The sequence below is a fragment of the Herbaspirillum frisingense GSF30 genome (genome assembly GCF_000300975.2).
Taxonomy (GTDB): Bacteria; Pseudomonadota; Gammaproteobacteria; order Burkholderiales; family Burkholderiaceae_D; genus Herbaspirillum; species Herbaspirillum frisingense.
In genome coordinates this window covers 34,808-60,665 of record NZ_AEEC02000022.1, presented here as the reverse complement: position 1 = coordinate 60,665, position 25,858 = coordinate 34,808, and the positions used below count along the sequence as shown (strand labels likewise).

Below are 25,858 nucleotides of genomic sequence, written 5' to 3'. Positions count from 1 at the left end.
CAAATCAGCCTGGACTGGTCTGATTGGCCTGGATGGCCCTGAATCGGTCGCAGCGGGCCGGCCATGGGCCGGTGACGATTTATTCAGACGCATAATGTTACAGCAGCCATGCTGCGGCACGGAACTTTCTGCACCTGCACCTGCCCTTATACCTGACACCGGCAGCCGAACGAGCTCGTCAGCGGCCTGCCAGCCAGCAGTGATATTTTCATTCCGGAAACATCGCTGGCATGGTCCGGAAATGCCGGAACCATGCCAACGCCCTGCGAACTTGCGAACAATCCCCGCCACATTTGGGTAAACTAGCGCCTGCTTTCCAGTTCGGCGCAGCCCAGAGCGTCAGCCGGGGCTCTTAACCAGAAAATTGCATGTCAGACAAAACAATAATGCTGCTTCACACCACCTCCGGGCCTGGCGCGGGACCATCCTCCCCGTCCAGCACCACACGATCGACCTGGTGGCGCCGTCTGGCCGCGCCCGCGACCCTCGCCGGTCTGCTGGCCCTGGCCCTACCGCAAGCCGCCCTGGCCTTCGATTTCAATACCGTTGCCGCACGCGCCAAGGCGCTGGCCGGCAAGTCCTACAAGAAACCCTCCGATGACCTGCCCAAGTCGCTCAAGGACCTGAGCTACGAGCAGGCCAGCCAGATCTACTTCCGCGACGACAAGTCCTGGTGGCGTGCCCAGAAGCTGCCCTTCGAGCTGTCCTTCATCCACCTCGGCGCCAGCTACACCGAGCCGGTCAAGGTCAATGAAGTGGTCGGCGACGCCGTGCGCGAAATCCATTTCAATCCGGCCCTGTTCGACTACAGCGCCAATCGCAGCGTGGATCAGCGCAGCCTGCGCAATCTCGGCTTTGCGGGTTTCCGCATCCGCTTCCCGCTGAACTCGGCCAAGGTCAAGGATGACGTGCTGACCTTCCATGGCGCCAGCTACTTCCGCGCCATGGGTCGCGGCCAGAGCTATGGCCTGTCGGCGCGTGGCCTGGCGATCGATACGGCGCTCTATTCGGGGGAGGAATTCCCGCGCTTCACCGAGTTCTGGCTGGAGCGTCCCTCGGGGGATGCCAAGGAACTGGTGATCTATGCGCTGCTGGATTCCCCCCGCGCCACCGGTGCCTACCGCTTCGTGCTCAAGCCGGGCGTCGATACCGTGATGGACGTCAAGGCCCAGCTCTACCTGCGCAGCAATGTCACGAAGCTGGGTATTGCGCCGCTGACCAGCATGTTCCTGTTCGGCGAGAACCAGCCCGGCCCGGCCGACGACTTCCGTCCGGAAGTGCATGACTCGGACGGCCTGTCGATGCAGTCCGGCACCGGCGAATGGCTGTGGCGTCCGCTGGTGAATCCCAAGCGTCTGCTGGTGACGTCCTTCTCCTTCGACAATCCGCTGGGCTTCGGCCTGATGCAGCGCGATCGCAGTTTCTCGCACTACGAAGACCTGGACTACAACTACCAGGCCCGCCCCAGCGCCTGGGTCGAGCCCAAGGGCAAGTGGGGTTCGGGCCGCGTGGAGCTGGTCCAGATTCCCACGCCGGACGAGACCAACGACAACATCGTGGCCTACTGGATTCCGAACACCCTGCCCAAGCCGGGTCAACCGTTCAATGTGGAATACCGCCTGTCCTGGCAGAAGGACAATGAAAAACGTCCGCCGCTGGCCTTCGTCACGCAGACCCTGTTCGGTCACGGCTATCGTCCCAAGCAGGAAGGCAAGGCCGACGAGGTGCAGCAACTGGCCATCGATTTCGATGGTGGCAGTCTCAAGAAGCTGCCGGCCAATGCGCGCGTGGAAGGCGTGGTCGAGGCCGATGCCAACGGCAAGCTGGCCAGCGTGACCACACGCAAGAATGAAATGACCGGCGGCTGGCGCGTGGAAGTCAAGCTGCGCCGGCTGGAAGAAAACAAGCCTGTCGAGCTGCGCGGTTTCCTGCGCAATGCCAATGGCGGCACAACCTTGTCTGAAACGTGGAGCTACATATTACCCCCCAACTAAGGCAGACTTCGGCAGCCTCGCAGGCGCTCGAGGATTACCTCGCGCGCCTGCCGCTGTCGCCTGAACAACGCCAGGACCTGGCGGCGCGGGCGGGTGCGATCGGCTCCGGTGATCCGGTGGCCGACCTGCACCGCGTGCTGGCCGAGGCTTCCGGGCGCGATGTGCAACTTGTTGCAGCTGCAGCCCAGGCGTCGGTGGACGCACGCTTGCGCCTGATGTATCCGCAATCCCATACCGACGGCGCGACCGATAGCACCGACCCTGCCGAGGCCGGCAGCGTCGTGCCGCCCATCAGCCAGGAGCGCGGCCAGCCGCACATTCCGGTCGGGCCGCCCATGCACCGCAAGTCCATGGTCCCGCGTCCCTGGGGTGAACTCAATCCCTTCTCGCGCTGGGTGGAGGAAGAAAACCGCCGCCTGGAGCGTCGCCCCAGCCGCTGGCGTCGCGCCCGCAAGGGCCGCGCCAAGCTGGCCGAGCCGGTGCCGGCAGCGGTGGATGATGAACCGCGTTACATCGAAGATCACCTCGACCAGTCCGAGGCGCCTGATCCCAAGGGGCACTGGCAGCACACCGGCAACGTACGCCGCATCACGCTGCTGATCCTGATGGTCCTGCAGACCTCGATGGCCACCTATTTCATGAGCGACGTGCTGCCCTACCACGGCACCAAGCCGCTGGAGATGGTGGTGCTGTTCCTGTTCGGCCTGCTGTTCCTGTGGGTGTCGGCGGGTTTCTGGACGGCCATGACGGGCTTCCTGGTCCTCATGCGCGGTGACGACAAGTACCTCATCTCGCACGAGAAGGCCGGCAACACCGAGATCGCGAAAGAAGCGCGCACGGCCATCGTCATGCCCATCTGCAACGAGGACGTGGCACGCGTCTTCGCCGGCCTGCGGGCGACCTACGAGTCGCTGGAGCGCACCGGCCAGATCGCGCATTTCGATTTCTTCATCCTCTCCGACAGTGGCGAAGCCGATATCTGCGCGGCTGAAACCGCCGCCTGGAATCGCTTGTGCCGCGAGACCGGCGGCTTCGGGCGCATCTTCTATCGCCACCGCCGCCGCCGCGTCAAGCGCAAGAGCGGCAATCTGGACGACTTCTGCCGTCGCTGGGGTGCCGATTACCGCTACATGGTGGTGCTGGACGCCGACAGCGTCATGACCGGCGAATGCCTGACCAAGCTGACCCGCCTGATGGAAGCCCATCCCGGCGCCGGCATCATCCAGACCGCACCGCGCGCGGCCGGACGTGACACGCTGTATGCCCGCATCCAGCAGTTCTCGACCCGCGTCTATGGACCGCTGTTCACTGCCGGCCTGCATTACTGGCAACTGGGCGAGTCGCACTTCTGGGGGCACAACGCCATCATCCGTCTGCAGCCCTTCATGAAGTACTGCGCGCTGGCGCCGCTGCCGGGCAAGGGCAACCTGTCCGGGCCGATCATGTCGCACGACTTCGTCGAGGCCTCGCTGATGCGGCGCGCCGGCTGGTCGGTGTGGATCGCCTACGATCTCGACGGCAGCTACGAGGAAATGCCGCCCAACCTGCTCGACGAACTGAGCCGCGACCGTCGCTGGTGCCAGGGCAATCTGATGAACTTCCGCCTGTTCCTGGCGCGTGGCATGCACGTGGTGCACCGTGCCGTGTTCGTCACCGGTGTGATGGCCTATGTCTCGGCGCCGCTGTGGGGGCTGTTCCTGATCCTGTCCACGGTATTGCTGGCCGCGCATACGCTGATCGACCCGCAATACTTCACGGCGCCGCGCCAGCTGTTCCCGATCTGGCCCGAATGGCATCCGGAGAAGGCCCTGGCGCTGGTCTCGGCCACTGCCACCATCCTGTTCCTGCCCAAGATCCTGGCGGTATTGCTGTTCGCAGTGAAGGGCGCGCGTGGCTTCGGCGGCGCGCTGGCCCTGTTCCTGAGCATGGTGATCGAACTGCTGTTCTCGATGGCGCTGGCGCCGGTGCGCATGCTGTTCCACACCCGCTTCGTGCTGGGCGCCTTCCTGGGCTGGAATGCCGGCTGGAAGTCGCCGCCGCGCGCCGACAATGAAACCGGCTGGGGCGAGGCGCTGCGCCGCCATGGCTGGCATTCGTTGCTGGGCGTGGCCTGGGGCGCGCTGGTGTACTGGCTCAACCCGTCCTTCATCTGGTGGCTGATCCCGATCGCCGGTTCGCTGGCGGTGTCGGTGCCGGTGTCGGTGCTGTCCTCGCGGGTCAGCTTTGGCCGTGGCTTCCGTCGCGCCGGTCTGTTCAAGATTCCCGAAGAGACCTCGCCACCCTTCGAATTGCGCGAGACCGTGCGCCACCATGAAGAAACACCGGCGTTGCCGGGCTTCGTGGAAGCGGTGGTCGATCCCGCCTTCAATGCCCTGGTGTGTGCCACTGCGCATGCCCATCCGCAGGTGCCGCAACTGACGCAGCACCTGCGCGAGAAGCTGGTGCGCACCGCGCTCAAGGACGGGCCGGACGCGCTCAACGACAAGCAGAAGAACAGCATCCTGGAAGAGCCGGGTCTGCTGTCTCAGCTGCACCAGGCGGTCTGGAGCGGCGTCCCGGAAGTCCACCCGGACTGGCGCGTCGCCCTGGCCCGGCAGGACGCACCGATGCTGGCCGCCTGAGGGGGCGGACAGGACCGGAGACGGCCGATGAAATTCGGCCGTCATCATTTTCTGACATCATCTTTCGCGTTTGCCACGAGCGACCATGACCGAGCCGCAAGATCAACTGCCCCACGCCATCCCGACTTCGCACGCCCCTGCACGACAGAAGGCGTGGTGGAGCGGGCTGGCGCTGGTACTGGTGCTGGGCGGTGGTTACTGGCTGTATTCGCGCCAGCAGCCGCCGCCAGCGGCGCCCAAGCCGATTCCGGTCAAGCTGGAGACGGTCACCGTCGAACGGGCCGACCTGGAACAGGTAGTCAATGCCACCGGCAATGTGGTGGCGCAGGATTATGTGGATGTCGGCTCCAAGGTGGCTGGCCAGTTGTCGGATGTCGATGTGGTCATCGGTGAAGCCGTCAAGGCCGGTCGCCTGCTGGCCACGGTGGCACCGGCCGTGCAGAGCAGTCGCATCGAGAACAACCGCGCCACGCTGGCGCGCCTCAAGGCCGAGCTGGCCGGACAGAACGCCCAGCTGGACTTTGCCCAACTGCAGTTCCAGCGCCAGACCCAGCTCAAGGCCGAGAACGCCACCCGCGAGGAATCCTATGAATCCAGCCGCATGAACATGTATGCGGCGGCGGCCCGGGTGGACGCCACCAACGCGCAGATCCAGCAGACCGAGGCCTCCATCCGCGAGGATGAGGCGGTGCAGAAACAGACCCGCATCGAAGCGCCGGTCAGTGGCACCATCGTCACCCTCAACGCGCGGCCGGGCCAGATGGTGGGCGCCAACCAGGAAGCCCTGATGCGCATTGCCGACCTCTCGCGCATGACGGTGCAGGTGCCGGTATCGGAAGAAGACGTCACCCGCCTGCAAAAGGGCATGACCGCCTACTTCACCACCCCCGGTTATCCCGGCAAGCGCTGGAGCGGCAAGCTGCGCCAGATCATGCTGCTGCCCACCGACGACTCCGGGCGGCAGGGCAAGAAGGCCTTCTACACCGTGCTCTTCGATGTCGCCAATCCCAGCCGGGAACTGATGAGCGGCATGAGCGCCGATGTCTATTTCGTGCTGGCGCGGGCCGAGCGTGTGCCCACCATCCCACGCTCACTGGTGACCAAGCCCGGCATGGATGGCACCCAGACCGTGAAGGTGGTACTGGAGGACGGCAAGCTGGAGAGCCGCAAGATCAAGATCGGCATCCGCGATGGCGAGCGCGCCCAGGTGCTGTCGGGCCTGAAGGAAGGCGAGCAGGTGCTGTTGCCGGCCAATCCGCCGGCCCCTGCGGCCACCGCCGGCGCAGCGTCACGCTAGCCGCCAGGCATGTTGTACAGTAGAGGCTGCGCCGGGGAGGGCGGCCTCTTTTTCCTGTTTCGATGCACATGACCCATGAGATTGCCTAGCCCCACTCCGCCTGTTTCCGATCTGCTGCCCCGCCTGGCGCGGGTGGCGCTGGCCGTCTCGCTGGCGCTTGCCGTGGGGGCCTGCGTCACGCCCCAGGTGCAGACCGATCCCATCCTCGAAATGCAGGTGCCCGACAAGTGGGGCGGTGGTGCTTCCGCCGATGTGGCCCACGCAGAACAGCTGTGGCCCGATACCGACTGGTGGAAGCAGTTCGGCAGTGGCGAATTGTCCGAGCTGGTGCAGGAAGGCCAGCGCAACAACTACGAAATCGCCGCCGCCTTTTCCCGCATCAAGCAGGCCGAGGCCCAGGCCCGCATCGCCGGTGCGCCGCTGTTGCCCAATGTCAGCCTGAATGCCGGGGCCAGCCGTGAAATGCCGATCTCAGGCGGAACGCCGGCTAATGCCGCCAACGCCAGCCTGCAGATCAGCTACGAGATCGACTTCTGGGGCAAGAACCGCGCCGGGGTCGAAGCGGCCGAAGCCACCCTGCGGGCCAATCGCTATGACCGCGAGACGGTGGCCCTGACCGTCACCAGCGGCATCGTCTCCACCTATCTGCAAGTGCTGTCGCTGCGCGACCGGCTGGAGATTGCGCGCCAGAACGTCAACAACGCCGAACGCGTGCTGCGTCTGGTGGAAGCGCAAAGCCGCGCCGGCTCGGCCTCGCCGCTGGACCTGGCGCGCCAGCGTTCGGCCCTGGCCAACCAGCGACAGCTGATCCCCGACCTGCAACAGCAGGAGCAGGACGCCCAGACGGCGCTGGCCATTTTGCTGGGCCGTCCGCCCCAGAATTTCAAGGTCGAGGAAAAAGGCCTGGCCGGCATCCAGATGCCGCGCATCTCGGCCGGCCTGCCTTCCGAATTGCTGACCCGCCGGCCCGACATCCGTCGCGCCGAAGCCAACCTGGCGGCCGCCAATGCCAACGTCGCCGTGGCCCGGGCGTCGCTGTTCCCCAGCATCACGCTGACCGGCTCCACGGGCGCGCAGAGCAATGCCTTGCTGTCCCTGTTCGATGGTCCCAACCTGTTCGCCAACCTCGGCGCCGGCCTGATCGCGCCCATCTTCGATGGCGGCAACCTGCGCAACCAGCGCGCCCTGGCCGAGGCCCAGAAGGAAGAACTGGTGCAGGTCTACCGGCAGCGGGTGATCACCTCGCTGTCCGAGGTGGAAAAGGCCCTGGGCGCGATTCGCAGCCTGGAAGAGCGGTACCGCCTGAAGGTGGGGGAAGTGGACCAGGCCCGTTTCGCCTTCGAGCTGGCCGAGATTCGTTATCGTGCCGGTGCCGAAGACCTGCTGGTGGTGCTCGATACCCAGCGCACCCTCTCTGAAGCCCAGAACCAGCTGGGCCAGATCAAGCTGCAGCGGCTGCAGGCGACCGTCTCGCTGTACAAGGCCCTGGGCGGCGGCTGGCAGGACAAGCAGGTGCCGGGCGACACCGGTACCGCCACCGGCACCGTATCCTGAACGGAGTGGCTCAGGCCGTGGCCTGCCACTCCTGCACCAGCACCTGGACCAGCTCGGCCACGGTCAGCCCGTCGCGGATGAGCGCCGCAGCTTGTCCGGCCCAGTGGGCTCCGAATTCGTGCACATCCCTGGCCACAGCCATCGCATTGAGCTGCTTGCCGGCGTCGTAGGCGGCCGGATAGGCTGGAATCGGCGGCGCGCCGGGTGTATCGATTTCCTGCATGAAACGATTGACGATGCCGCGTGCGCGGCGGCCTGAAATGGCGGCCGTCACACGCGTGTGCTGGGCGCGCTCGCTCTTGAGCAGGGCCCGATAGGCGGCATTGGCGCCGGATTCGCGGGTGAGCAGGAAGGCGGTTCCCATCTGCACCGCCTGCGCGCCCAGTTGCAGGGCGGCGGCAATTCCCTTGCCATCCATGATGCCGCCGGCTGCGATCACCGGCAGGCAGCTATGCTGCGCCAGCAGGCGCACCAGGGCGAAGGTCCCGATTTCCTCATCCCTGTCCTGGTCGAAGATGCCGCGATGGCCACCGGCCTCGATGCCTTGCGCGACGATGGCGTCGATCCCGGCGGCCTCGATCTGGCGTGCCTCGTCCAGGCAGGTAGCGCTGGCCAACAGGAACACCCCGGCCTGCTTGAGGGACTGGATCACCGCAGCCGATGGCAGGCCGAAGTGGAAACTGACCACCTTGGGCGGCTGTTCCAGCATCAGTTGCTGCATCCCGGTATCGACCTTGAAACTCTGGTAGATCTCCTTCAAGGGCAGCGTGATGCTGCCGCCGAATTCATCCAGATGGCCTTGCAGGTGCTGCAGCCAGGCCGCATCCCGGGTCGCATCCAGCTGCGCCGGTTGATGGCAGAAGAAATTGACGTTGAAGGGCTTGGCCGTGAGCGCCTGCAACTGTGCCAGCGCCTCGCGGGCCTGCGCCACGCTGGAGGCGCCCAGCGCCAGTGAACCCAGGGCGCCGGCATTGGAGGCGGCAGCGGCCATGGCCACGGTGGAACTGCCAGCCATGGGGGCCTGGATGATGGGATGGGCCAGGCCCAGTCGTTGCAGCAGGGGGGTAGGCATGCATTTCTCCCGAAGCGCGCACCGGCCGGCGCACTGCCGGTGGCGGCATGCGCAGGTGGTTCAGACCGCCATGGGGGCGGTCAGGGGGGCGTGGTGCTGGTAGTTCTCCAGCGAGAAGTCGGATGGCTCGATCTGTTCCAGCCATTGCGGTGCGTACTCGCCGGTCTTGGCGAAGTCCGGTACGCGGTCGGAAATGAGCAGTTGCGGCAGCGGGTAGGGCTCGCGGGTCAACTGTTCCTTGACCATCTCGATATGGTTTTCGTAGATGTGGGCATCGCCCACGAAGTAGCTGAACCAGCGCGGCTTGTAGCCTGTCAGGCGCCCGACCAGATGCAGCAGTGCCGCCGCTTCGGCCAGGTTGAAGGGGGTACCCAGGCCGATGTCGTTGCTGCGCACGTACAGGCAGAGCGAGATTTCGCCGGTGTTCTGGTTGGGCAGGAACTGGTACAGCAGGTGGCAGGCGGGCAGGGCGATTTCGTCCAGCACCGCGCAATTCCAGCCATGGAACAGGATGCGGCGGCTGCCGGGGTTCTTGACGATGGTGTCCAGGCAGTCGCGCAGCTGGTCCACCGCCTTGTACAGCAGCACCTTGTCCACGCCGTCATCCTGCAGCGTGGAGACGATGCTGAAGCCCTTGCTGCGGGCCGCGTCGATCTGCGCGCTATGCGCGGCATCGATCAGCTTGTAGGCCGGCCACTGGCGCCATTGCACGCCATAGACCGGGCCCAGGTCGTCGGTGCCGGTACGGAAGGGATTGGCCAGCCAGTCGGCGTTTTCATTGGCGTTCTGGTCCCAGACCTTGCAGCCCAGGGCGCGGAAGTCGGCGGCGCTGCGCGTGGCGCGCAGGAAGCCGCACAGTTCGCCCACCACCGACTTGAATGCCAGGCGTTTGGTGGTCACCGCAGGGAAACCCTTCTGCAGGTCGAAGCGCATCATCGCGCCGGGGATGCTGAGGGTGCGGATGCCGGTGCGGTTGTCTTGCCAGGAGCCGTTCTCGAGGACGTCCTGGATGAGGTCTTGGTATTGTTTCATTGCAATTTTTCGGGTGCTGGCCACTGGCCGAGGGATGCGGGATTGTAGCGCATCGACAGGGCAAGCACCCGACCGGCGGGAAGCCTTGGCATGGGGTCAATGACGAAACGCCAAGGCCTGCCCGCTGCGGGCGGTGGCGCTCAGAAGCCGACGTTCTGGCCGCCCTTGAGTTTCAGCATGGCGCGGGCGTCGTCGGGGCTGGCCACTTCCAGGGAGAGCGCTTCGATGACGGTGCGGATGCGGCGGACCTGGTCGGCATTGCTCTTGGCCAGGTTGCCGGGGCCGTCCCAGAGCGAGTCTTCGAGACCCACGCGGGTGTGGCCGCCCATGGCCGCCGACATGGTGGCGATCGGGATCTGTCCGCGGCCGGCGCCCAGTACGGACCAGAAGTAGTCTTCGCCGAAGAGGCGGTCGGCGGTGCGCTTCATGTGCATCACGTCTTCGACGTCGTTGCCGATGCCGCCGCGCAGGCCGAAGACGGACTGGATCAGGAAGGGGGGCTTGATCAGGCCTCGGTCGATGAAGTGGGCGGCGGTGTAGAGGTGGCCGATGTCGTAGCACTCGATTTCGAAGCGGGTCTGGTTGGCGCTGCAGGATTCGAGGATGTAGGCGATGTCCTTGAAGGTGTTGCGGAAGATGCGGTCGTCGGAGCCTTCGAGGTAGGGGCGTTCCCAGTCGTATTTGAAGTCCTTGAAGCGGTTCAGCATTTCATACAGGCCGAAGTTCATGGAGCCCATGTTGAGGGAGGCGACTTCGGGTTTGAGCTGCAGTGCGGGTTGCAGGCGTTCTTCTACGCCCATGGTGGGGGCGCCGCCGGTGGTGAGGTTGATGACGACGTTGGAGCGGGCTTTGATCTGGGGGAGGAATTTGCGGAATTCGTCGGGGTCCTGGGTGGGTTTGCCGTTGTGTGGGTCGCGGGCGTGGAGGTGGACGATGGCGGCGCCGGCTTCGGCGGCGGCCAATGCTTCGTCGCGGATCTGCTCGGGGGTGATGGGCAGGTGGGGGGACATCGAGGGGGTGTGGATGGCGCCTGTGACTGCGCAGGTGATGATGACTTTCTTGGGCTTGGCCATGGGGTGTGCTCCTTTGATGTTGGTTGTGCTTTTGGGGGTGCTGTGCTGTCTTCTGTCTTGTTGCTTTGCTTCGTTTTGTGTTGTTTTGTTTTTTGGGTAGTCTGGTCTTGCTGACTATTTTCGCTCTAGCTTAATGCTTTTCTCTCTCCGGTCGCAGGGGAGCGCCGGGGGCGGCCCGGCAGCCGCTCACTTTCTTTGGCCCGCCAAAGAAAGTAAGCAAAGAAAACGGCCCCCAAGAGCCAGCCCTCCTGCGGAGGGTGCCCGCCGGAGTGAAGCAGCAAGTGGGAAAAATAGAGTCGCTTCGCTCCCACTATTTTTCTGATCCACTTGCCGCTTCACTCCGGCGGCTGGCTCCCAAGGGGGAAAGCGTGTCCGGCTCGCCTTCGGCCTCGCGGGGGGCTCGCCTTCGGCTTCGTGGTGCTCTTGCTTGCTTCGTTTTTGCCTTTGCTTTCCTTTTCTTTTCTTTTCTTTGCTTTGCTTTGCTTCTTTGTCGCTTCTTTGTTTGCTATTTCTGCTTGCGCTTGTGCGCAATCAGTCCCATCAGTCTGTTGTCGCGCCAGCGGGCGCGCTCGCCTAGCTGGTCTGCGGGTAAGGCGGCGCGTCGCTCTGCTTCAATGCGCTCCAGGGTCTCGCTGTTCCATTCATTGGGAGCTTGTGTCTTCGCTACGTCGCGGTAGGTGTGGCCGTAGCGGCGGGCATAGTCCAGTACGCCTTCGGGGGCGTTCAGGTCGATGGTTTCGAATGGGCCCATGAAGGACCAGCGCAGGCCGAGGCCGTCCTTCAAGACCTTGTCGAGATCGGCAGCAGTGGCGTAGCCGTTTTCGTAGAGGTTGAGGGCTTCGTTCAGTACCGCGCCCTGGATGCGGTTGAGCAGGAAGCCGGTGATTTCCTTGTTCAGGACCACCGGGGATTGGCCGGCGCGGGTGTAGATGTCGCGGGCGCGTTCGACCGTGGCGGCGGAGGTCCAGGGGGCCGGGGCGAGTTCGACCAGGGGGACCAGGTAGGGCGGGTTGACAGGGTGGGCGACCAGGATGCGGTCGCGTCCGGGCAGGTGCTCCGAGAAGGCGGAGGTGGGGATCCACGAGGTGGAGCTGGTGAGGATGGTCTGCGGGGCGGCCAGGCTGTCCATCTCGGCGAAGATGGCGCGTTTGACGTCTACCGTTTCCTTGACGTTTTCCTGGACCAGGATGGCATCCTGCAGGGCGGCGGCGAGGCTGTCTGCCGTGTGGATGCGGGCCAGTACGGTCTGCGGTGTTTCGTCGATCAGGCCATGACTGGCGAGGTCGGCCAGGTTGTCCTGCAGCAGTTGCCGGCAACCCTGCAGGGCTTGCGGGACGGCGTCCCACAGGTCCACCCGGTAGCCGGCGCGGGCAAAGACGATGGCCCAGGCGCGGCCGATCAGGCCGGCACCGATGACGGCGATCTTTTCACTCATGGTGGCTCCTCAGCTCAGTACTTCGACATTGCCACACACCGACAGGCTGCGTCCGCTGATGGAGGCGCCGGCCGGGGAGCAGATGAAGATGATCTGGTTGGCGATGTCTTGCGCCGTGACCATCTTGCGCAGCGAGACCTTGGAGAGCAGGCGCTGGCGCATTTCTTCATGTTCGATGCCATAGGCCTCTGCCTTGGCGGCGACGATGCGCTCCTGGCGGGCTCCTTCGACCACGCCCGGCAGCACGGCATTGACGCGGATGTTGGACGGCCCCAGTTCGATGGCCCAGGTTTCGGTCAGGCCGATGACGCCGTACTTGGAGGCCGAGTAGGGCGTGCGCAGGGCAAAGCCCAGGCGGCCAGCCACCGAGGAGATGTTGACGATGGAGCCGCCGCCGTTCTTCTTCAGCATCGGTACGGCGCGCCGGGTGCAGAGGAAGGGGCCGGTAAGGTTGACGGCAATGGTCTGGTCCCAGCCGGACAATTCGACGTCTTCCACCGGCAGGGTGGGGCCGGCGATGCCGGCGTTGTTGACCAGTACATCCAGTACACCGCCCCAGCGCTGGCTGAGGTCGGCGAACATGGCGTCGACCTGGGTCTCGCTGGTGACGTCGGTCAGGCTGTAGCTCACGGGGGCGCCGGCGAACTGGCTGCGGGCGCTGGCGAGGAAGTCTTCGCTGACGTCGCAGATGTGGACGTGGGCGCCGGCCTCGACGAAGGCGGCGGTGATGGCCAGGCCGATGCCCTGGGCGCCGGCGGTGACGATGACTTTCTGGTCTTTCAGATTCAGGTCCATGGTGCAGTGTCCTTGTTGCGGGAGGGAGAGTGCTGGCTCAGAGCCAGAGGATTTTCTTGCGATAGGTAAGATCGTTGAGCAGCGGTTCGGCCGGTCCGGTGTGGAAGACGGCGCCGCGCTCCAGGGCGAAGACGCGGTCGGCCAGGGCCAGCACCAGGTCCAGGTTGTGTTCGACGATGACGATGGAAACCTCGCGCCGCAACTGGTCGAAGACGGTGAACAATTCCTGCACCACGGCCGGGGCCAGGCCTTCGAAGGGTTCGTCCAGCAACAGCAGCTTGACGTTGCCCGACAGCGCCCGGGCTACCGCGACCATCTGCTGTTCACCACCGGAGAGGAAATCGGCATGGGTGTGCAGACGTTCCTTCAGGCGCGGGAAGTATTGCAAGATCTTTTCTTCACTCCAGGCCACGCCGTTGCTGCTGTCGTTCTTGCGCGCCAGTCGGCCCAGCGCCAGGTTCTCGGCCACTGTCATGCCGGCGAACAGGCCGCGCCCCTGCGGTACATAGCCGATGCCCAGGCGGGCGATATCGGGGGCGGACAGTCCGGCGATGTCGCGACCGTCATAGCGGATGGTGCCGGAGGCTGGGCGCAGCAGGCCGGTGAGGGTCTTGAGCAGGGTGGACTTGCCGGCGCCATTGCGGCCCAGCAGGGCAACGATCTCGCCCTGCCGTACCTCCAGGCTGGCGTCATTGAGGATGTGGCTCTTGCCGTAGTAGGCATTGACGCCCTCGAAGGCCAGCAACTGCGCCCGCTCCTGCGCATCGCCGCTGCTGCGGCCGGTGACCGGCGGGGTGCCGTGACCGGTGTAGATTTCCTGCACGCGCTGGTCGGCGCGGGCCTGTTCGGGTGTGCCGGCCATCAGCACGCTGCCCTGGTTCATCACGGTGACCTGCTGCGAGAAGCCCAGCACGCGGTCGATGTCGTGTTCCACGATCAGCACCGGGATGTTGGCGGCGATGATCTGCACCAGCCGCGAGACCCGTTCGCGTTCGGCAGCGGCCAGGCCGGCCAGAGGTTCGTCCATCAGCAGCACCTGGGGCTTGGAGCCCAGGGCGATACCCAGGTCCACCAGCCGTTGCCCGCCGTAGGAGAGGGCGCCGCCTTCGATGTCGTCGATGCCCTTGAGCCCGAGGAAGCGCATCAGTTCGGCGGTCTCGGCATGGATCTCGGGATAGCTGTCGATGTCGCGCCACATGTTGTAGCGCGCCGCATGCCGCGCCTGCAGAGAGAGCCGCAGGTTTTCGTAGATCGACAGGCCCTTGAAGAGATTGGTGATCTGGAACGAGCGCGCCAGGCCGCGCTGGCAAATCTCGCTGGGCGGCAGGCCGTGGATGGGCTGGCCGTTGAGCAGCACGCTGCCGCCATGCGGGGCGAACATGCCGGAGATCAGGTTGAAGGTGGTGGTCTTGCCGGCGCCGTTGGGGCCGATCAGGGCGTGGATTTCACCTGCATGCAATGCGATCTGCGCATTCTTGACCGCCTGGATGCCGCCGAAGCGGATTTCGATGTCGCGGGCTTCCAGTACCACGCCCTGCCGAGGGGGCGGTTGCAGGAAGTCCGGCAGCGGCAGGCCATCGACGATCTGGCGTGCGCTCATCGCGGCGCCCACTTCGGCCGGCGGCTTGAGGCGGCGCAGCAGCTGGCGCCAGATGCCGACCAGCCCGGTGGGCGAGAACAGGATGAAACCGACGAAGGCCAGGCCGAACCAGAGCAGCCAGTTCTCGGTCCAGATCGACAGGCATTCGCGGAACAGGATGTAGAACAGCGCACCCAGCGCCGGCCCGAGAAAGCTGCGCATGCCACCGATCACCACCATCGCCAGCAGTTCGCCGGAGAAGGCCACCGAGGTCGGCTCGGCCGAGGCGAAGCGGTGGTGGAAGGCCAGCAGAGCACCGGCCAGGCCGGTGACGGTGGCCGAGATGATGAACATCTGCAGTTTGTAGACGATGGTGGCGTAGCCCTGGAAGCGCGCCCGCTGCTCGTTCTCGCGGATGGCCACGATGGTGTGGCCGAACGGCGAGCGGATCAGCCGGTGCAGGCAGTAGAGCACGGCAAAGGCGATCAGGCTGACGAAGACCAGGTAGGCCAGCGACTGGTCCAGGTCGATGCCGGCGACCACCGGTCGCACGATGCCGCCCAGCCCCGATTCACCGCCGGTGAAGTCGGTCCAGCGGAAGGCCACCGCGAAGGTCAGCGCCGACAGGGCCAGCGTGAGCAGCGAGAAATACACGCCGCGCCGGCGCAGGATCAAAAAGCCCACCAGTGCCGCGCAAACCGCGATGAAAGCGATGGTGAACAGCAACGGCAGCACGATCTGGCCGGGGAACCAGTATTTCTGCGACAGCGCGGCGGCATAGGCGCCCACCCCGAACCACGCACCGTGACCGAACGATGTCAGGCCGGTATAGCCCACCAGCAGGTTCAAGCCCATGGCGGCAATGGCGTAGATGACCACGTCGGTGGCCGAGGTGGTGGTCAGGCCCAGCAATGGCAGCAGCAGGGGCGTGATGACCAGCGCGGCGGCGCCGATCCACAGGGATTGGTGTTTCGGATTCATGGAGAGCATAGGGTTCATGGCCGCGGTCTCATTCGAAGCGTTCGATGCGCTCGCCCAACAGGCCGCGCGGACGGAAGATCAATACCAGCAGCATCAGCAGGTACATCGAGGCCTCGCCGGCCGGGGCGTAGAACTGGATGGTGATGCCGCGTACCACGCCCACCAGCACGGCGGCCAGCACCACGCCCCAGAAGCTGCCCAGGCCGCCGATGACCACCACCACGAAGGCGGCCGTCATGATCTCGGCCCCCATGGCCGGCTGTACCCCCGAGATCGGCGCGAACAGCACCCCGGCCAGTGCGGCCAGGCCGACGCCCAGCATGACGATGGCCGTCATGTAGGGCTGCAGGCGGATGCCCAGTACCGCCACCATGTCGGGCTTCTGCACCCCGGCACGCACCACGCGGCCGAAGGAGGTCTTGTTGAGCAGCAGCCAGATCAGCGTCAGCGCCACGATTACGATGGCCAGCATCAGCAGGCGATAGCGCGAGTACATGAAGTCACCCACCATGATCTGGCCCTTGAAGGCCGCCGGGATCGAAGCCGGGAGTGGCGATGCGCCCCACAGGATACGGATCAGCTGTTCCGCCACCATCGACAGGCCGAAGGTCAGCAAGAGTCCCAGGATGGGATCGGCCGAATAGAAACGGCGCAGCAGGAAGCGTTCGAACAGGATGCCCAGCAGCGCCACCAGCAGCGGCGAGATGAAGACCGCCCCGGTAAATCCCAGATGCCTGGTGATCTCCACGGCGAGATAGGCGCCGATGGCATAGAAGGCGCCGTGCGCCAGGTTGACGATGCCGCCCAGGCTGAAGATCAGCGACAGCCCCAGCGCGATCAGCAGGTAATAGCCGCCGACCAGCAATCCGTTGAGGATTTGTTCCAGCAGGAAAACGATTTGCATTGCAACTCCGGCCCGAGGCCTTGCGAAAGTGAGGCGACTGGCGGCCACGCCCGGGTCTCAGGCATGGCCGCGTGGCGGTATGGTCCGGGGAAGTTCAGCTGAACTTGCAGGCGTTTTCCTGCATGGTCGGCGCGATCGAATCCAGCGGTGCGTTCGGTCCCGGCACGGCCGCGCCCAGTTGCAGGAAGTCCCACTGATCCTTGGCGCGCCCCTTGGGTTTGGGCGAGAGGGTGTACATCTCCTGCATCAGCTGGTGGTCCCAGTCGCGATAGACGCCCTTGCGGCCCTTGAGGATGTCGATCTGCGCACCTTTCTCGAAGTACTCGATCAGTTTCATGGTGTCCAGCGACTTGGTCTCGGCGATCGCCTGGGCGACCGAGCGGAAGCCCACGTATTCGCCCCAGGCCTGGTTCTCGGGCGGCTTGCCGTACTTCTTGATGAAGGCCGCCACGAAGGCCTTGGAGGAAGGACTGTCGACATCGTGGTGCCAGGTGGTGGGCCAGGTGCCGGCGAAGTTGTCTGCGCCCGCACCCCAGGCTGCCACCGTATCGAAGCCGAAGCCGGCGATGGGGAAGGGCAGGCCGAATTCGGAATACTGCTTGATGAAGTTGGTGATCTGGTTGCCAGCCAGGTTGGAGATCACCAGGTCCGGTTTGGCCTGGCGGATCTTGAGCAGGTAGGGGCTGAAGTCGGTGGCATCGGTGGGCACCAGTTCGTCGTTGGCAATCGTGCCGCCATTGGCGCCGACGAATACCTTGGCGGTGCGCAGCAGGTCATGGCCGAAGGCATAGTCGGCGGTCAGGGCATACAGCTTCTTGCCCTTGATCAGGCCGTTCTGCAGCAGTTGCTGGCCACAGGCCTTGACGTAGGTGGAGTTGGCCGCCTCGATGTGGAACATGAACTTGTTGCAGCTCTTGCCGCGCAATTCGTCGGAGTTGCAGCCGGTGTTCATGAAGAGCTTCTTGTTGCGCTGGGCGACCTGGGCGATGCCCAGCGCCGAGGCCGAGGAAATCTCGCCGATCAGCAGCGCCGCTCCATCGCGCTCCAGCAGGCGCTGTGCCTTGGAGGAGGCGGTGGGCGGATTGACCGAGTCTTCCGACAGCAGGGTGAGCTGGCGCCCCAGCAGGCCGCCGGCCTTGTTTTGTTCTTCCACGGCCAGGTTGATGCTCATGACCGCGTATTCGCCCATGGGACCGAGAAAGCCCGTGCGCGGCGTCAGGTGGCCGATGATGATCTTGTCGGACTGGGCGCGCACGATGGCCGGAAAGCCCATAGTCGAGGCGCCCGCGATGGCGGCAGCGCCGGCTTGCAGGATGCGGCGGCGGCGCGGGGAGGCGGGACTTGCAGTGCTGCTGGTGGTGCTGTCGCTGTTGTCGCTGTCGTGGTTGATGCCGTTGTTGCCGGACGTGCTCTGGTCTTGCTCCATGGTGCGATCCTCCTAAATATCCGGCGGGCGCCGGTGTCTCCTGGGAACTGCGTTCTTTGTATCGAGCAGGGTGACCGGGGCGGTGGACTGGGATGGCGGCCGTCGGTCGTGTTCGCAGCAACATGCGCAGCGGCCGGGTGGGCCAGCGCCGAGAACCGGAGATGGGCGAAGTGTGCAGCGGCGAGCGGGCAGGGCAGGCAAGCCTGTCCTCACGAGGGGGATAGATGACGCAGGCGCTGTTGTCTGCGCTGTGCATGCATCCGGTGCAACTGTCTCCTGGTGGCCGTCACCGCTGCGGGCCGACCACCGCCGCAAGACTGTTGGCTGTGGGATGGCGCCGCGCTGATCCGATTTTTGTTCTGCCGATGTCATTTATTTGACATGTGATCAAATGTATTCGATAGAATCGGTAGCGTCAACCGATCATGCAAGCAGCGAAATGGGTGACGGGATCAGGAACGGATAGCTGTCGTCCTCTTGCCAGTCGCCCCGTTAAGGTTGCATGCGCCCTGCCTTGAGCAGCATCGGTCAGCAATGTGGGGCGCGTCCGCAGCTTGTGCCGGAGTGCTCCTGGACAGTGCTCGCCGGAAGTGCTCCGCTATAATCCGCAAAAAATTTTCATCTATCGCCATGGACCAGACACTGATTGCCGACCTCTCCACCGTGCGCAAGATCCAGCACGCCACGCTGTCCGAGCGGGTCTATCAGGACCTGTGCGAACTGATCCAGGCCGGCCAGGTGCGGCCCGGCCAGAAGCTCACGCTCAAGGGGCTGGCCGATGCGCTGGGGACCAGCCCCATGCCGGTACGCGAGGCAGTGCGTCAACTGGCCGCAGAGGGGGCGCTGGAAATCCTGCCCAACCGCGCCATGCGCGTACCGCTGATGACCAAGGGCAAGTTCAGCGAACTGCTCAAGATACGGCTGGCGCTGGAGGGCCTGGCGGTGGAACACGCGGCCAGCCACATCCGACCGGACGAGCTCGATGAAGTCGCCCGTCTGCACGAAACCCTGTCGGTGGAAATGCAGCGCAAGAAGCCCAATGTCGATGTGATCATCCGCCTGAACAAGGAACTGCATTTCGCCGCCTACCAGGGTTCGGGCATGCCAACCCTGGTGGACCTGATCGCCGGCCTGTGGCTGCAGGTGGGCCCGGTGATCAACCTCGACCTGCGCGCCGGTTCGCGCCGCCTGGCTGAAGCGCCGGCCCTGAAGCATCATGCGATCCTGCTGGAAGGCCTGCGCGAGGCCTCGCCGCAAAAGGCGCGCGAGGGGCTGCAGGGTGACCTGTTGAGCGCAGCCGAGATGATCCTGGCCGGCGATGGCCTGCCGGATTGACGCACACCCGGGAAGCTGAGCGCAGCTAGCCAGCGTGCATGCGGCGCTGCGTCAAATTTGGCGGGGATGGCTCAGGCTGTTGGTACAATGCCCACTTTCCGCCACTTCCCTTGCAGGCCTTATGGATATTCTCTTGTTCCTGGTCGATTTCATCGTCCACATCGACCGTCACCTGGCCGAGCTGGCCGCTTCCTACGGACCCTGGTTGTTCCTGATCCTGTTCCTGATCATCTTCTGTGAAACCGGCCTGGTGGTCACCCCCATCCTGCCCGGCGATTCGCTGCTGTTCGTCACCGGCGCGCTGGCTGCTACCGGTGCCTACGATATCCACCTGATGCTGCTGACCCTGATCGTGGCCGCCATCCTGGGAGACAGCACCAACTACCAGATCGGCAAGATGCTGGGCATCAAGGTGTTCGACAAGCCCAATTCACGCATCTTCAAGAAGGAGTACCTGGACAAGACCCATGCCTTCTTCGAAAAGCACGGTGGCAAGGCCATCATCATTGCCCGCTTCGCACCCATCGTGCGCACCTTCGCGCCCTTCGTGGCCGGCGTGGGCGCGATGACCTATCCGCGCTTCTTCCTCTACAACGTCATCGGCGGCATCGCCTGGGTGGCCAGCTTTGGCTATGCCGGCTACTTCTTCGGCAACCTGCCCATCGTGAAGCAGAACCTGAGCCTGTTGATCGTGGTGATCGTGATCCTGTCCATCCTGCCGGGGATCATCGAATACATCCGTCACAAGCGTCGTCCGGGCTGATGGGTTGAGCCTGATCCGGAGCAGGCAGACCCTGCTACGGATTCCATGAAAAATGCTGCCCGGTCGACACCCGACCGGGCAGCATTTTTCTTTTTATCCACAGGAAATCTCAGTCGGCGTTGCGCCCGTACTGCACATCCGGTCGCAGCGGTGTCTTGCTGGAGGCGGCGCGCACGTATTGCGGCGGCCAGGCGATGTCTTCACGCAATTGCTGTGCCGCCTGCATGGGCCAGTAGGGGTCGCGCAGCAGTTCGCGCGCCAGCAGCACCAGGTCGGCCTGGCCGGTGCGCAGCACGTGTTCGGCCTGGATGGCGTCGGTGATCATGCCCACGGTACCGGTGGCGATACCGGCCTCGGCCTTGACGCGGGCGGCAAAGCCGGTCTGGTAACCGGGGCCGACCGGAATCGGCGCCGACGGCAGGTTGCCGCCACTGGAAACGTCCACCAGGTCCACACCCAACTCACGCAGGCGGGCTGCCAGGGCCACGGTGTCGTCCGGCGTCCAGCCGCCTTCGGCCCAGTCGGTGGCCGACAGGCGCACCAGCAGCGGCAGCTCGTCCGGCCAGACGGCACGGGTGGCGCGCACGGTTTCCAGCAGGAAGCGGATGCGGTTCTCGAAGGAGCCGCCATAGTGATCGCTGCGACGATTGCTCAGCGGGGACAGGAACTGGTGGCCCAGGTAGCCATGGGCGCCGTGCAGTTCGATCAGCTTGAAGCCGGCCGCATGGGCGCGTCGGGCGGCATCGGCGAAGGCCTGCACCAGGGCGGCGATGTCCTCGACGCTGAGTGCCTGCGGTTCGGTGTAGCTGGTGTCAAAGGGCAGCGCGGATGGGGCCCGCGGCAGCCAGCCGCCCTCGGCCACGGCGACACTGCCGGCCGGGCCGTCCCAGGGGCGCAGGGAGCTGGCCTTGCGGCCGGCGTGCGCCAGTTGCACGCCCGGCACCGCGCCTTGCTGTTCGATGAAGCGGGTGATGCGGCGCAGGGGGGCGATGTGCTCGTCCTTCCAGATACCGAGGTCGGCCGCGGTGATGCGGCCTTCGGGGACCACCGCCGTGGCCTCCATGATGACCAGGCCGGCGCCGCCCACGGCGCGGCTGCCCAGGTGCACCAGGTGCCAGTCGTTGACGAAGCCATCCTCGGCCGAATACTGGCACATCGGCGACACCGCGATGCGATTGGGCAAGGTGATGCCGCGCAGGCTCAGCGGCGAAAACAATTGGCTACTCATGCGGAACTCCTGTCATGTCGATGGCGAAGGAAATGCGCAGTCTAGGGGATTTCAGGATTTCGCGTCGGCCACCGCCCACTGGCTACTTCTGGGTCTCGAACTGCAGGGCCGCCAGGCTGGCGTAGAGACCGTCGCGGGCGACCAGTTCGGCATGGGTGCCGGTCTCGACGATACGGCCGTGCTCCAGCACGATGATGCGGTCAGCGCGCTGCACCGTGGCCAGGCGGTGCGCGATGACCAGGGTGGTGCGTCCCACCATGGCGGCTTCCAGCGCGCTTTGCACCAGTCGTTCGGATTCGGCGTCGAGGGCGCTGGTGGCCTCGTCCAGCAACAGCAGCGGCGGGTTCTTCAACAGTGCGCGTGCGATGGCGATACGCTGGCGCTGGCCACCGGACAGGCGCACGCCGCGTTCGCCCAGGAAGCACTCATAGCCCTGCGGCAGGCGTTCGATGAATTCGTGGGCGGCGGCCATCTGGGCGGCGGCAATCACTTCCGCATCGCTGGCACCGGGCCGGCCGAAGCGGATGTTTTCCATGGCATTGGCCGAGAAGATGACGGTGTCCTGCGGCACGATGCCGATGGCGTTGCGCAGGTCCTGCAGGGTCAGGTAGCGGATGTCCACGCCATCGAGGTGGATGCTGCCCTGTTGCGGATCGTAGAAGCGCAACAGCAACTGGAACAGCGTGGTCTTGCCCGCGCCGGAGGGGCCGACCACGGCGACCGTTTCGCCCGGGCGGACATCGAGCGAAAACCCTGCCAGCGAGGCATGCTCCGGGCGCGACGGATAGTGGAAGTCGAGCTCGGCGATGTGCAGCGCCGCGCCGTTGGCGGTGCGCGGTGGCAGTTTTTCCGGCAGCAGCACCGACTGCACCGGTGAGTGTGCGGCCAGCAGGTCGAGCAGGCGCTCGGTGGCGCCGGCGGCGCGCTGGGTGTCGCCCATCACTTCCGAGAGCGCGCCCAGGGAGCCCGCCACCAGCGAGGCATAGAGGATGAACTGGCCGAGTTCGCCGCCGCTCATGCCGCCGCGCATGACCGCATGCGCGCCCAGCCACAGCACGAAGACGATGGCGCCGAACACCAGCAGGATGGCCACCACCGTCAGCAGCGAGCGGGCGCGGATGCGCTCCATGGCGGTTTCGAAGGCGCGCTCCACCGATTGGCCGAAGCGGCGCGCTTCGATTTCCTCATGGGTGAAGGCCTGTACCGTGGGCATGGCGTTGAGGATTTCACCGGCCATGGCCGAGGCATCGGCCACGCGGTCCTGCGAAGCGCGCGAGAGCTTGCGCACGCGCCGGCCGTAGAACACGATGGGCAGGACCACGGCAGCCAGCATGACGATGATGATCGAGGTCAGCCGAGCGCTGGTGATGAAGAGCATGCTCATGCCACCCAGGAACAGCAGGATATTGCGCAGGGCCATCGAGATGCTGGTGCCGACCAGGGTCTGGATCAGGGTGGTGTCGGTGGTCAGGCGCGAGAGCACTTCACCGGTCTTGGTGGTTTCGAAGAACTCCGGGCTTTGCGTGACCACGTGCGCATAGACGGCGCTGCGCAGGTCGGCCGTAACGCGTTCACCCAGCCACGACACCATGTAGAAGCGCAGCGCGGTGGCCACCCCCAGCACGCAGGCCACGCCGAACAGGGCCAGGAAATAGAGGTTGATGTGGGCGGCGCTGCCGGCCGCGCCTGAGCCGGCCGCACCTGGGCCGGCCGCACCTGTGCCGGCCGCTCCGAAACCCAGATCGATCATCTGCTTGAAGGCGTAGGGCACCGCCAGGGTCGCCGCAGCGGCCACCAGCAAGGCCAGGCCGGCCAGCAGGAACTGTTTCTTGTAGGGAGCAAGAAAAGGCAGCAGGCCGCGCAGCGCCGCCAGTGCCGACTTGCGCGCCGTGGCGCTGGCCTGGCTGGTGTCTGGATCGGTGTCGGCGGACTGGGTCGGGTGTGCGGAATGGGTGAGCGAAGGCGGCGGCGTGGAAGACATGGACATGGATCAGGGTTTAGGGGCCAGCGCGCTGGAGGGATAACACGTGGGACCGTGGGCAACGATCCTGTTGCCATCGGGCTACGTCGGTGGGCGGGGCGAAAATCTCATTGCCGCGTTGAACCACCGCGCTGCGCCCTAGTCGGAACAGGCATCAGTATAAACAGTCCCGGGACAGCGCCGAGGATAGCCCCGGCAGCCCCGGACGATCTGACAAAGTGTATCGCAAAGTTGTCCGTCAGCCATTGCCTGACCGCCCCGGGCTGTTACAGTACCCAAGCCGGTAGCGCCCATCCGCAGAGAAGCAGCATCCACCCACCGTCATTGGCAAGGAGATACGCTTGGCCCAACCCGCACTGATCCCCACATGCTGGGATAGCTCCGATTCCGATTCCGATATTCGCGCCGACCACCGGCAGCCCCGTGCAGAAGCCAGTAGCGGGCACTGTAGCCAGCCCGGCGCCGAACTGGTGGCCGGGCTCAGCGCCCGTGAAGCGTACATCTCGCCGAAGTATTTCTACGATGCCCTGGGCAGCAAGCTGTTCGAAGCCATCTGCGATCTGCCCGAGTATTATCCGACCCGCACCGAGGCGGCCATCTATGCCACCCATCAGGACGCCATGGCGGCAGCAGTCGGTACCGGCTGCACCCTGATCGACCTGGGCGCCGGCAACTGCGCCAAGGCGGCGTCGCTGTTCGGGGCGCTGCAGCCACGGCAGTATGTACCGGTGGATATTTCCACCGACTTCCTGCATCAGTCGGTGCAGGGTTTGCAGCGTCGTTTCCCGGATATCCCGATGCAGCCGCTGGCGATGGATTTTTCCTCGACGCTGACACTGCCGCCGGAAGTGGATGCGCAACGGCGGCTGTTCTTCTATCCCGGGTCGTCGCTGGGCAATTTCGATCCACAGCAGGCGCTGGCCTTCCTGCGTCGTGTACGGTCGGCGCTGCCGAGCGGAGAGGGCGGCATCCTGATCGGGCTGGACCTGGTCAAGGATACGCATGTGCTGGAAGCCGCCTATGACGACGCCCTGGGCGTGACGGCGGCATTCAACCTGAACGTACTCAAGCACGTCAACGAGCTCATCGATGCCGATTTCAATGCACGGGACTGGCGCCATGTGGCTTTCTACAATGCCCGCTTCCAGCGCATCGAAATGCACCTGGAGGCCAGGCGCGACCTCATCGTCCGTTGGCCCGGTGCGCGCCGTACCTTCCGTCAGGGCGAGCGTATCCATACCGAGTACAGCCACAAGTTCAGCGAGCAGGACATCCTGGGCCTGCTGGAGCAGTCCGGTTTCGGCGGCTGCCGGATGTGGTTCGATGCGCGGCGCTGGTTTGCGGTGTGTTACGCCCAGGCGCGCTGAAGAGCGCGTTGAGCCCTATCCCTTGAATTTCAGGTTTTTTGCAGGAGAGCGGATGCCCTCAGTCCTTACTACCCTGGACCAGTCCATGCGGCAGCTTGCCCCGGAATCCGCGGCGGCGGCCACCGCCGCCACCATCGATGCCGTGATTGACGCTGCCGTCCAGCAACTCAACCATCGCCCGCGCGAAAAGCTGGGCGACCGCTACCGTCGCCTGCGCCGTCAGTCGCAGCTGATCGCCGAGCCCCTGTCGGCCGAGGATTGCTGCGTGCAGGCCATGCCCGACGCCAGTCCGATCAAGTGGCATCTGGCGCATACCACCTGGTTCTTCGAGACCTTTTTGCTGGAGCGTTTCCAGTCCGGTTTTGCGCCATTCCATCCGCAGTTCCGCATGCTCTTCAATTCCTACTACGAGGGCGTGGGCGCAAAATTCCCGCGCCCACAGCGTGGACTCTTGACCCGGCCGGCGCTGGAGGAAGTGATGGCCTATCGGGCCCAGGTGGACGAACGCATGCTGTTGCTGATCGATGCGCTGGAGGCCGATGGCGCCGATCCCGACACGGGGCCGCAGCAGGCCCAGCTGAAGGATTTCCTGGCCCTGCTGGAGCTGGGCATGCAGCATGAGCAGCAGCACCAGGAGCTGATGCTGACCGACATCAAGGTGCTGTTGTCGATCAATCCGCTGCAGCCGGCCTACCAGCCACTGCCGGCCAGCATGCAGTTGAACGATCCGGTTGAGCTGGAATTGCAATGGCACCGCATCGACGCCGGCGTGGTGGAGATCGGTCATGCCGGCAGCGGCTTCTGCTTCGATAACGAGACGCCGCGCCATCGCCAGTTCGTCGAGGCTTATCAGTGCGCTTCGCGGCTGGTCAACAATGCCGAATACCTGGCCTTTGTCGAGGCCGGCGGCTATGAGGACGCCAGCTTGTGGCTGTCCGAGGGTTGGGAGTGGAAGAAGCAGCAGGACCTGAACCATCCGCTCTATTGGCGGCCCGCCGGAAACGGGCGATGGCGTGAGTTCACCGAGTATGGTCTGCAGCCGCTGCAACCGCATCGTGCCGTCGTGCACCTGTCGTATTACGAAGCCGACGCCTATGCCCGCTGGGCCGGGGCGCGTTTGCTGACCGAAGCCGAGTGGGAGCACGCGGCGGCCCGTCTGCAAGGCCAGGGACGTGAGTTCTTCGGCGTGGCCTGGCAGTGGACCAGTAGCAGCTATGCCCCGTATCCCGGCTTTGCTGCGGCGCCGGGCGCGGTGGGCGAGTACAACGGCAAGTTCATGGTCAACCAGTACGTGCTGCGGGGATCGTCATCGGCCACGCCGCTCAATCATGCCCGGCTGACCTACCGCAACTTCTTTCCCGCCACGGCGCGCTGGCAGGTCAGCGGCATCAGGCTGGCACGCCAGGCCTGATACCGCGCTC

Annotated in this window: 18 protein-coding genes; 8 read left to right on the top strand and 10 right to left on the bottom strand. The window is 65.0% G+C overall.

Annotated features, from left to right (window positions below; genetic code table 11):
- Positions 1-368: 368 nt before the first annotated feature.
- The 4 genes from HFRIS_RS15645 to HFRIS_RS15630 all read left to right on the top strand — a co-directional run bounded on the left by HFRIS_RS15645 (position 369) and on the right by HFRIS_RS15630 (position 7,466).
- Entirely contained in the window at positions 369-1,994 is a 1,626-nt protein-coding gene (locus tag HFRIS_RS15645; RefSeq protein WP_039876015.1) for a glucan biosynthesis protein G, read from the top strand.
- The gene (gene mdoH, locus HFRIS_RS15640) at positions 1,967-4,615 is read left to right on the top strand and encodes a glucans biosynthesis glucosyltransferase MdoH (RefSeq protein ID WP_006464373.1); all 2,649 of its coding nucleotides are present in this window, start codon (positions 1,967-1,969) and stop codon (positions 4,613-4,615) included. The genes HFRIS_RS15645 and mdoH overlap by 28 nt, the downstream gene beginning before the upstream one ends.
- Before the next feature lie 85 nt (positions 4,616-4,700).
- On the top strand, positions 4,701-5,912 hold the full coding sequence (locus tag HFRIS_RS15635; protein ID WP_006464372.1) for an efflux RND transporter periplasmic adaptor subunit: 1,212 nt from the start codon (positions 4,701-4,703) through the stop codon (positions 5,910-5,912).
- A gap of 75 nt (positions 5,913-5,987) precedes the next feature.
- Complete coding sequence (locus HFRIS_RS15630; RefSeq protein ID WP_039876010.1) at positions 5,988-7,466, top strand: efflux transporter outer membrane subunit; 1,479 nt, start codon at positions 5,988-5,990, stop codon at positions 7,464-7,466.
- A 10-nt stretch (positions 7,467-7,476) separates the two neighbouring features.
- Here HFRIS_RS15630 and HFRIS_RS15625 read toward each other — a convergent pair whose 3' ends face one another.
- The 8 genes from HFRIS_RS15625 to HFRIS_RS15590 form a co-directional block, all read right to left on the bottom strand.
- The gene (locus HFRIS_RS15625) at positions 7,477-8,538 is read right to left on the bottom strand and encodes an NAD(P)H-dependent flavin oxidoreductase (protein ID WP_006464370.1); all 1,062 of its coding nucleotides are present in this window, start codon (positions 8,536-8,538) and stop codon (positions 7,477-7,479) included.
- Between the two features lie 60 nt (positions 8,539-8,598).
- Positions 8,599-9,570 (bottom strand): thymidylate synthase, encoded by a 972-nt coding sequence (locus HFRIS_RS15620; RefSeq protein WP_006464369.1) that lies wholly within the window; start codon positions 9,568-9,570, stop codon positions 8,599-8,601.
- Between the two features lie 140 nt (positions 9,571-9,710).
- Complete coding sequence (kce, locus tag HFRIS_RS15615; protein ID WP_006464368.1) at positions 9,711-10,643, bottom strand: 3,5-dioxohexanoate:acetyl-CoA acetone transferase; 933 nt, start codon at positions 10,641-10,643, stop codon at positions 9,711-9,713.
- A gap of 505 nt (positions 10,644-11,148) precedes the next feature.
- A complete protein-coding gene (locus HFRIS_RS15610) occupies positions 11,149-12,078 on the bottom strand; it encodes a 3-hydroxyacyl-CoA dehydrogenase (RefSeq protein ID WP_006464367.1) in 930 nt (309 codons plus the stop codon).
- 9 nt (positions 12,079-12,087) lie between these two features.
- A complete protein-coding gene (locus HFRIS_RS15605) occupies positions 12,088-12,873 on the bottom strand; it encodes an SDR family oxidoreductase (RefSeq protein ID WP_006464366.1) in 786 nt (261 codons plus the stop codon).
- 37 nt (positions 12,874-12,910) lie between these two features.
- Positions 12,911-15,433: a branched-chain amino acid ABC transporter ATP-binding protein/permease gene (locus HFRIS_RS15600; RefSeq protein WP_039876036.1), complete on the bottom strand. Its 2,523-nt coding sequence runs from the start codon at positions 15,431-15,433 to the stop codon at positions 12,911-12,913.
- A 28-nt stretch (positions 15,434-15,461) separates the two neighbouring features.
- The gene (locus HFRIS_RS15595; RefSeq protein WP_006464364.1) at positions 15,462-16,337 is read right to left on the bottom strand and encodes a branched-chain amino acid ABC transporter permease; all 876 of its coding nucleotides are present in this window, start codon (positions 16,335-16,337) and stop codon (positions 15,462-15,464) included.
- Positions 16,338-16,431: 94 nt separating this feature from the next.
- Complete coding sequence (locus HFRIS_RS15590) at positions 16,432-17,763, bottom strand: ABC transporter substrate-binding protein (protein WP_006464363.1); 1,332 nt, start codon at positions 17,761-17,763, stop codon at positions 16,432-16,434.
- 630 nt (positions 17,764-18,393) lie between these two features.
- On the opposite strand from HFRIS_RS15590, the gene HFRIS_RS15585 reads away from it, so the two are divergent.
- Positions 18,394-19,098: a GntR family transcriptional regulator gene (locus HFRIS_RS15585; protein WP_006464362.1), complete on the top strand. Its 705-nt coding sequence runs from the start codon at positions 18,394-18,396 to the stop codon at positions 19,096-19,098.
- A 121-nt stretch (positions 19,099-19,219) separates the two neighbouring features.
- Complete coding sequence (locus tag HFRIS_RS15580) at positions 19,220-19,861, top strand: DedA family protein (RefSeq protein WP_039876006.1); 642 nt, start codon at positions 19,220-19,222, stop codon at positions 19,859-19,861.
- 109 nt (positions 19,862-19,970) lie between these two features.
- Here HFRIS_RS15580 and HFRIS_RS15575 read toward each other — a convergent pair whose 3' ends face one another.
- Complete coding sequence (locus tag HFRIS_RS15575) at positions 19,971-21,089, bottom strand: NADH:flavin oxidoreductase/NADH oxidase (RefSeq protein WP_006464360.1); 1,119 nt, start codon at positions 21,087-21,089, stop codon at positions 19,971-19,973.
- Between the two features lie 82 nt (positions 21,090-21,171).
- Positions 21,172-23,076, bottom strand: a complete 1,905-nt coding sequence (locus HFRIS_RS15570) for an ABC transporter transmembrane domain-containing protein (protein WP_006464359.1) — start codon at positions 23,074-23,076, stop codon at positions 21,172-21,174.
- 335 nt (positions 23,077-23,411) lie between these two features.
- Between HFRIS_RS15570 and egtD the strand changes: the two genes are divergently transcribed.
- Positions 23,412-24,437, top strand: coding sequence for an L-histidine N(alpha)-methyltransferase (gene egtD / locus HFRIS_RS15565; RefSeq protein ID WP_006464358.1), 1,026 nt, complete (start codon positions 23,412-23,414; stop codon positions 24,435-24,437).
- An 85-nt stretch (positions 24,438-24,522) separates the two neighbouring features.
- A complete protein-coding gene (gene egtB, locus HFRIS_RS15560; protein ID WP_006464357.1) occupies positions 24,523-25,848 on the top strand; it encodes an ergothioneine biosynthesis protein EgtB in 1,326 nt (441 codons plus the stop codon).
- The last annotated feature ends 10 nt before the right edge of the window (positions 25,849-25,858 follow it).

What these genes read in the sequence shown, in the direction of transcription:
- HFRIS_RS15610 (WP_006464367.1), bottom strand. Translation starts at nt 12,078, where the DNA reads ATGAGTGAAAAGATCGCCGTCATCGGTGCCGGCCTGATCGGCCGCGCC.
- HFRIS_RS15630 (WP_039876010.1), top strand. Translation starts at nt 5,988, where the DNA reads ATGAGATTGCCTAGCCCCACTCCGCCTGTTTCCGATCTGCTGCCCCGC.
- egtB (WP_006464357.1), top strand. Translation starts at nt 24,523, where the DNA reads ATGCGGCAGCTTGCCCCGGAATCCGCGGCGGCGGCCACCGCCGCCACC.
- HFRIS_RS15635 (WP_006464372.1), top strand. Translation starts at nt 4,701, where the DNA reads ATGACCGAGCCGCAAGATCAACTGCCCCACGCCATCCCGACTTCGCAC.
- HFRIS_RS15600 (WP_039876036.1), bottom strand. Translation starts at nt 15,433, where the DNA reads ATGAATCCGAAACACCAATCCCTGTGGATCGGCGCCGCCGCGCTGGTC.
- HFRIS_RS15605 (WP_006464366.1), bottom strand. Translation starts at nt 12,873, where the DNA reads ATGGACCTGAATCTGAAAGACCAGAAAGTCATCGTCACCGCCGGCGCC.
- HFRIS_RS15645 (WP_039876015.1), top strand. Translation starts at nt 369, where the DNA reads ATGTCAGACAAAACAATAATGCTGCTTCACACCACCTCCGGGCCTGGC.
- HFRIS_RS15580 (WP_039876006.1), top strand. Translation starts at nt 19,220, where the DNA reads ATGGATATTCTCTTGTTCCTGGTCGATTTCATCGTCCACATCGACCGT.
- HFRIS_RS15625 (WP_006464370.1), bottom strand. Translation starts at nt 8,538, where the DNA reads ATGCCTACCCCCCTGCTGCAACGACTGGGCCTGGCCCATCCCATCATC.
- HFRIS_RS15620 (WP_006464369.1), bottom strand. Translation starts at nt 9,570, where the DNA reads ATGAAACAATACCAAGACCTCATCCAGGACGTCCTCGAGAACGGCTCC.
- kce (WP_006464368.1), bottom strand. Translation starts at nt 10,643, where the DNA reads ATGGCCAAGCCCAAGAAAGTCATCATCACCTGCGCAGTCACAGGCGCC.
- HFRIS_RS15585 (WP_006464362.1), top strand. Translation starts at nt 18,394, where the DNA reads ATGGACCAGACACTGATTGCCGACCTCTCCACCGTGCGCAAGATCCAG.
- HFRIS_RS15575 (WP_006464360.1), bottom strand. Translation starts at nt 21,089, where the DNA reads ATGAGTAGCCAATTGTTTTCGCCGCTGAGCCTGCGCGGCATCACCTTG.
- HFRIS_RS15595 (WP_006464364.1), bottom strand. Translation starts at nt 16,337, where the DNA reads ATGCAAATCGTTTTCCTGCTGGAACAAATCCTCAACGGATTGCTGGTC.
- HFRIS_RS15570 (WP_006464359.1), bottom strand. Translation starts at nt 23,076, where the DNA reads ATGTCCATGTCTTCCACGCCGCCGCCTTCGCTCACCCATTCCGCACAC.
- HFRIS_RS15590 (WP_006464363.1), bottom strand. Translation starts at nt 17,763, where the DNA reads ATGGAGCAAGACCAGAGCACGTCCGGCAACAACGGCATCAACCACGAC.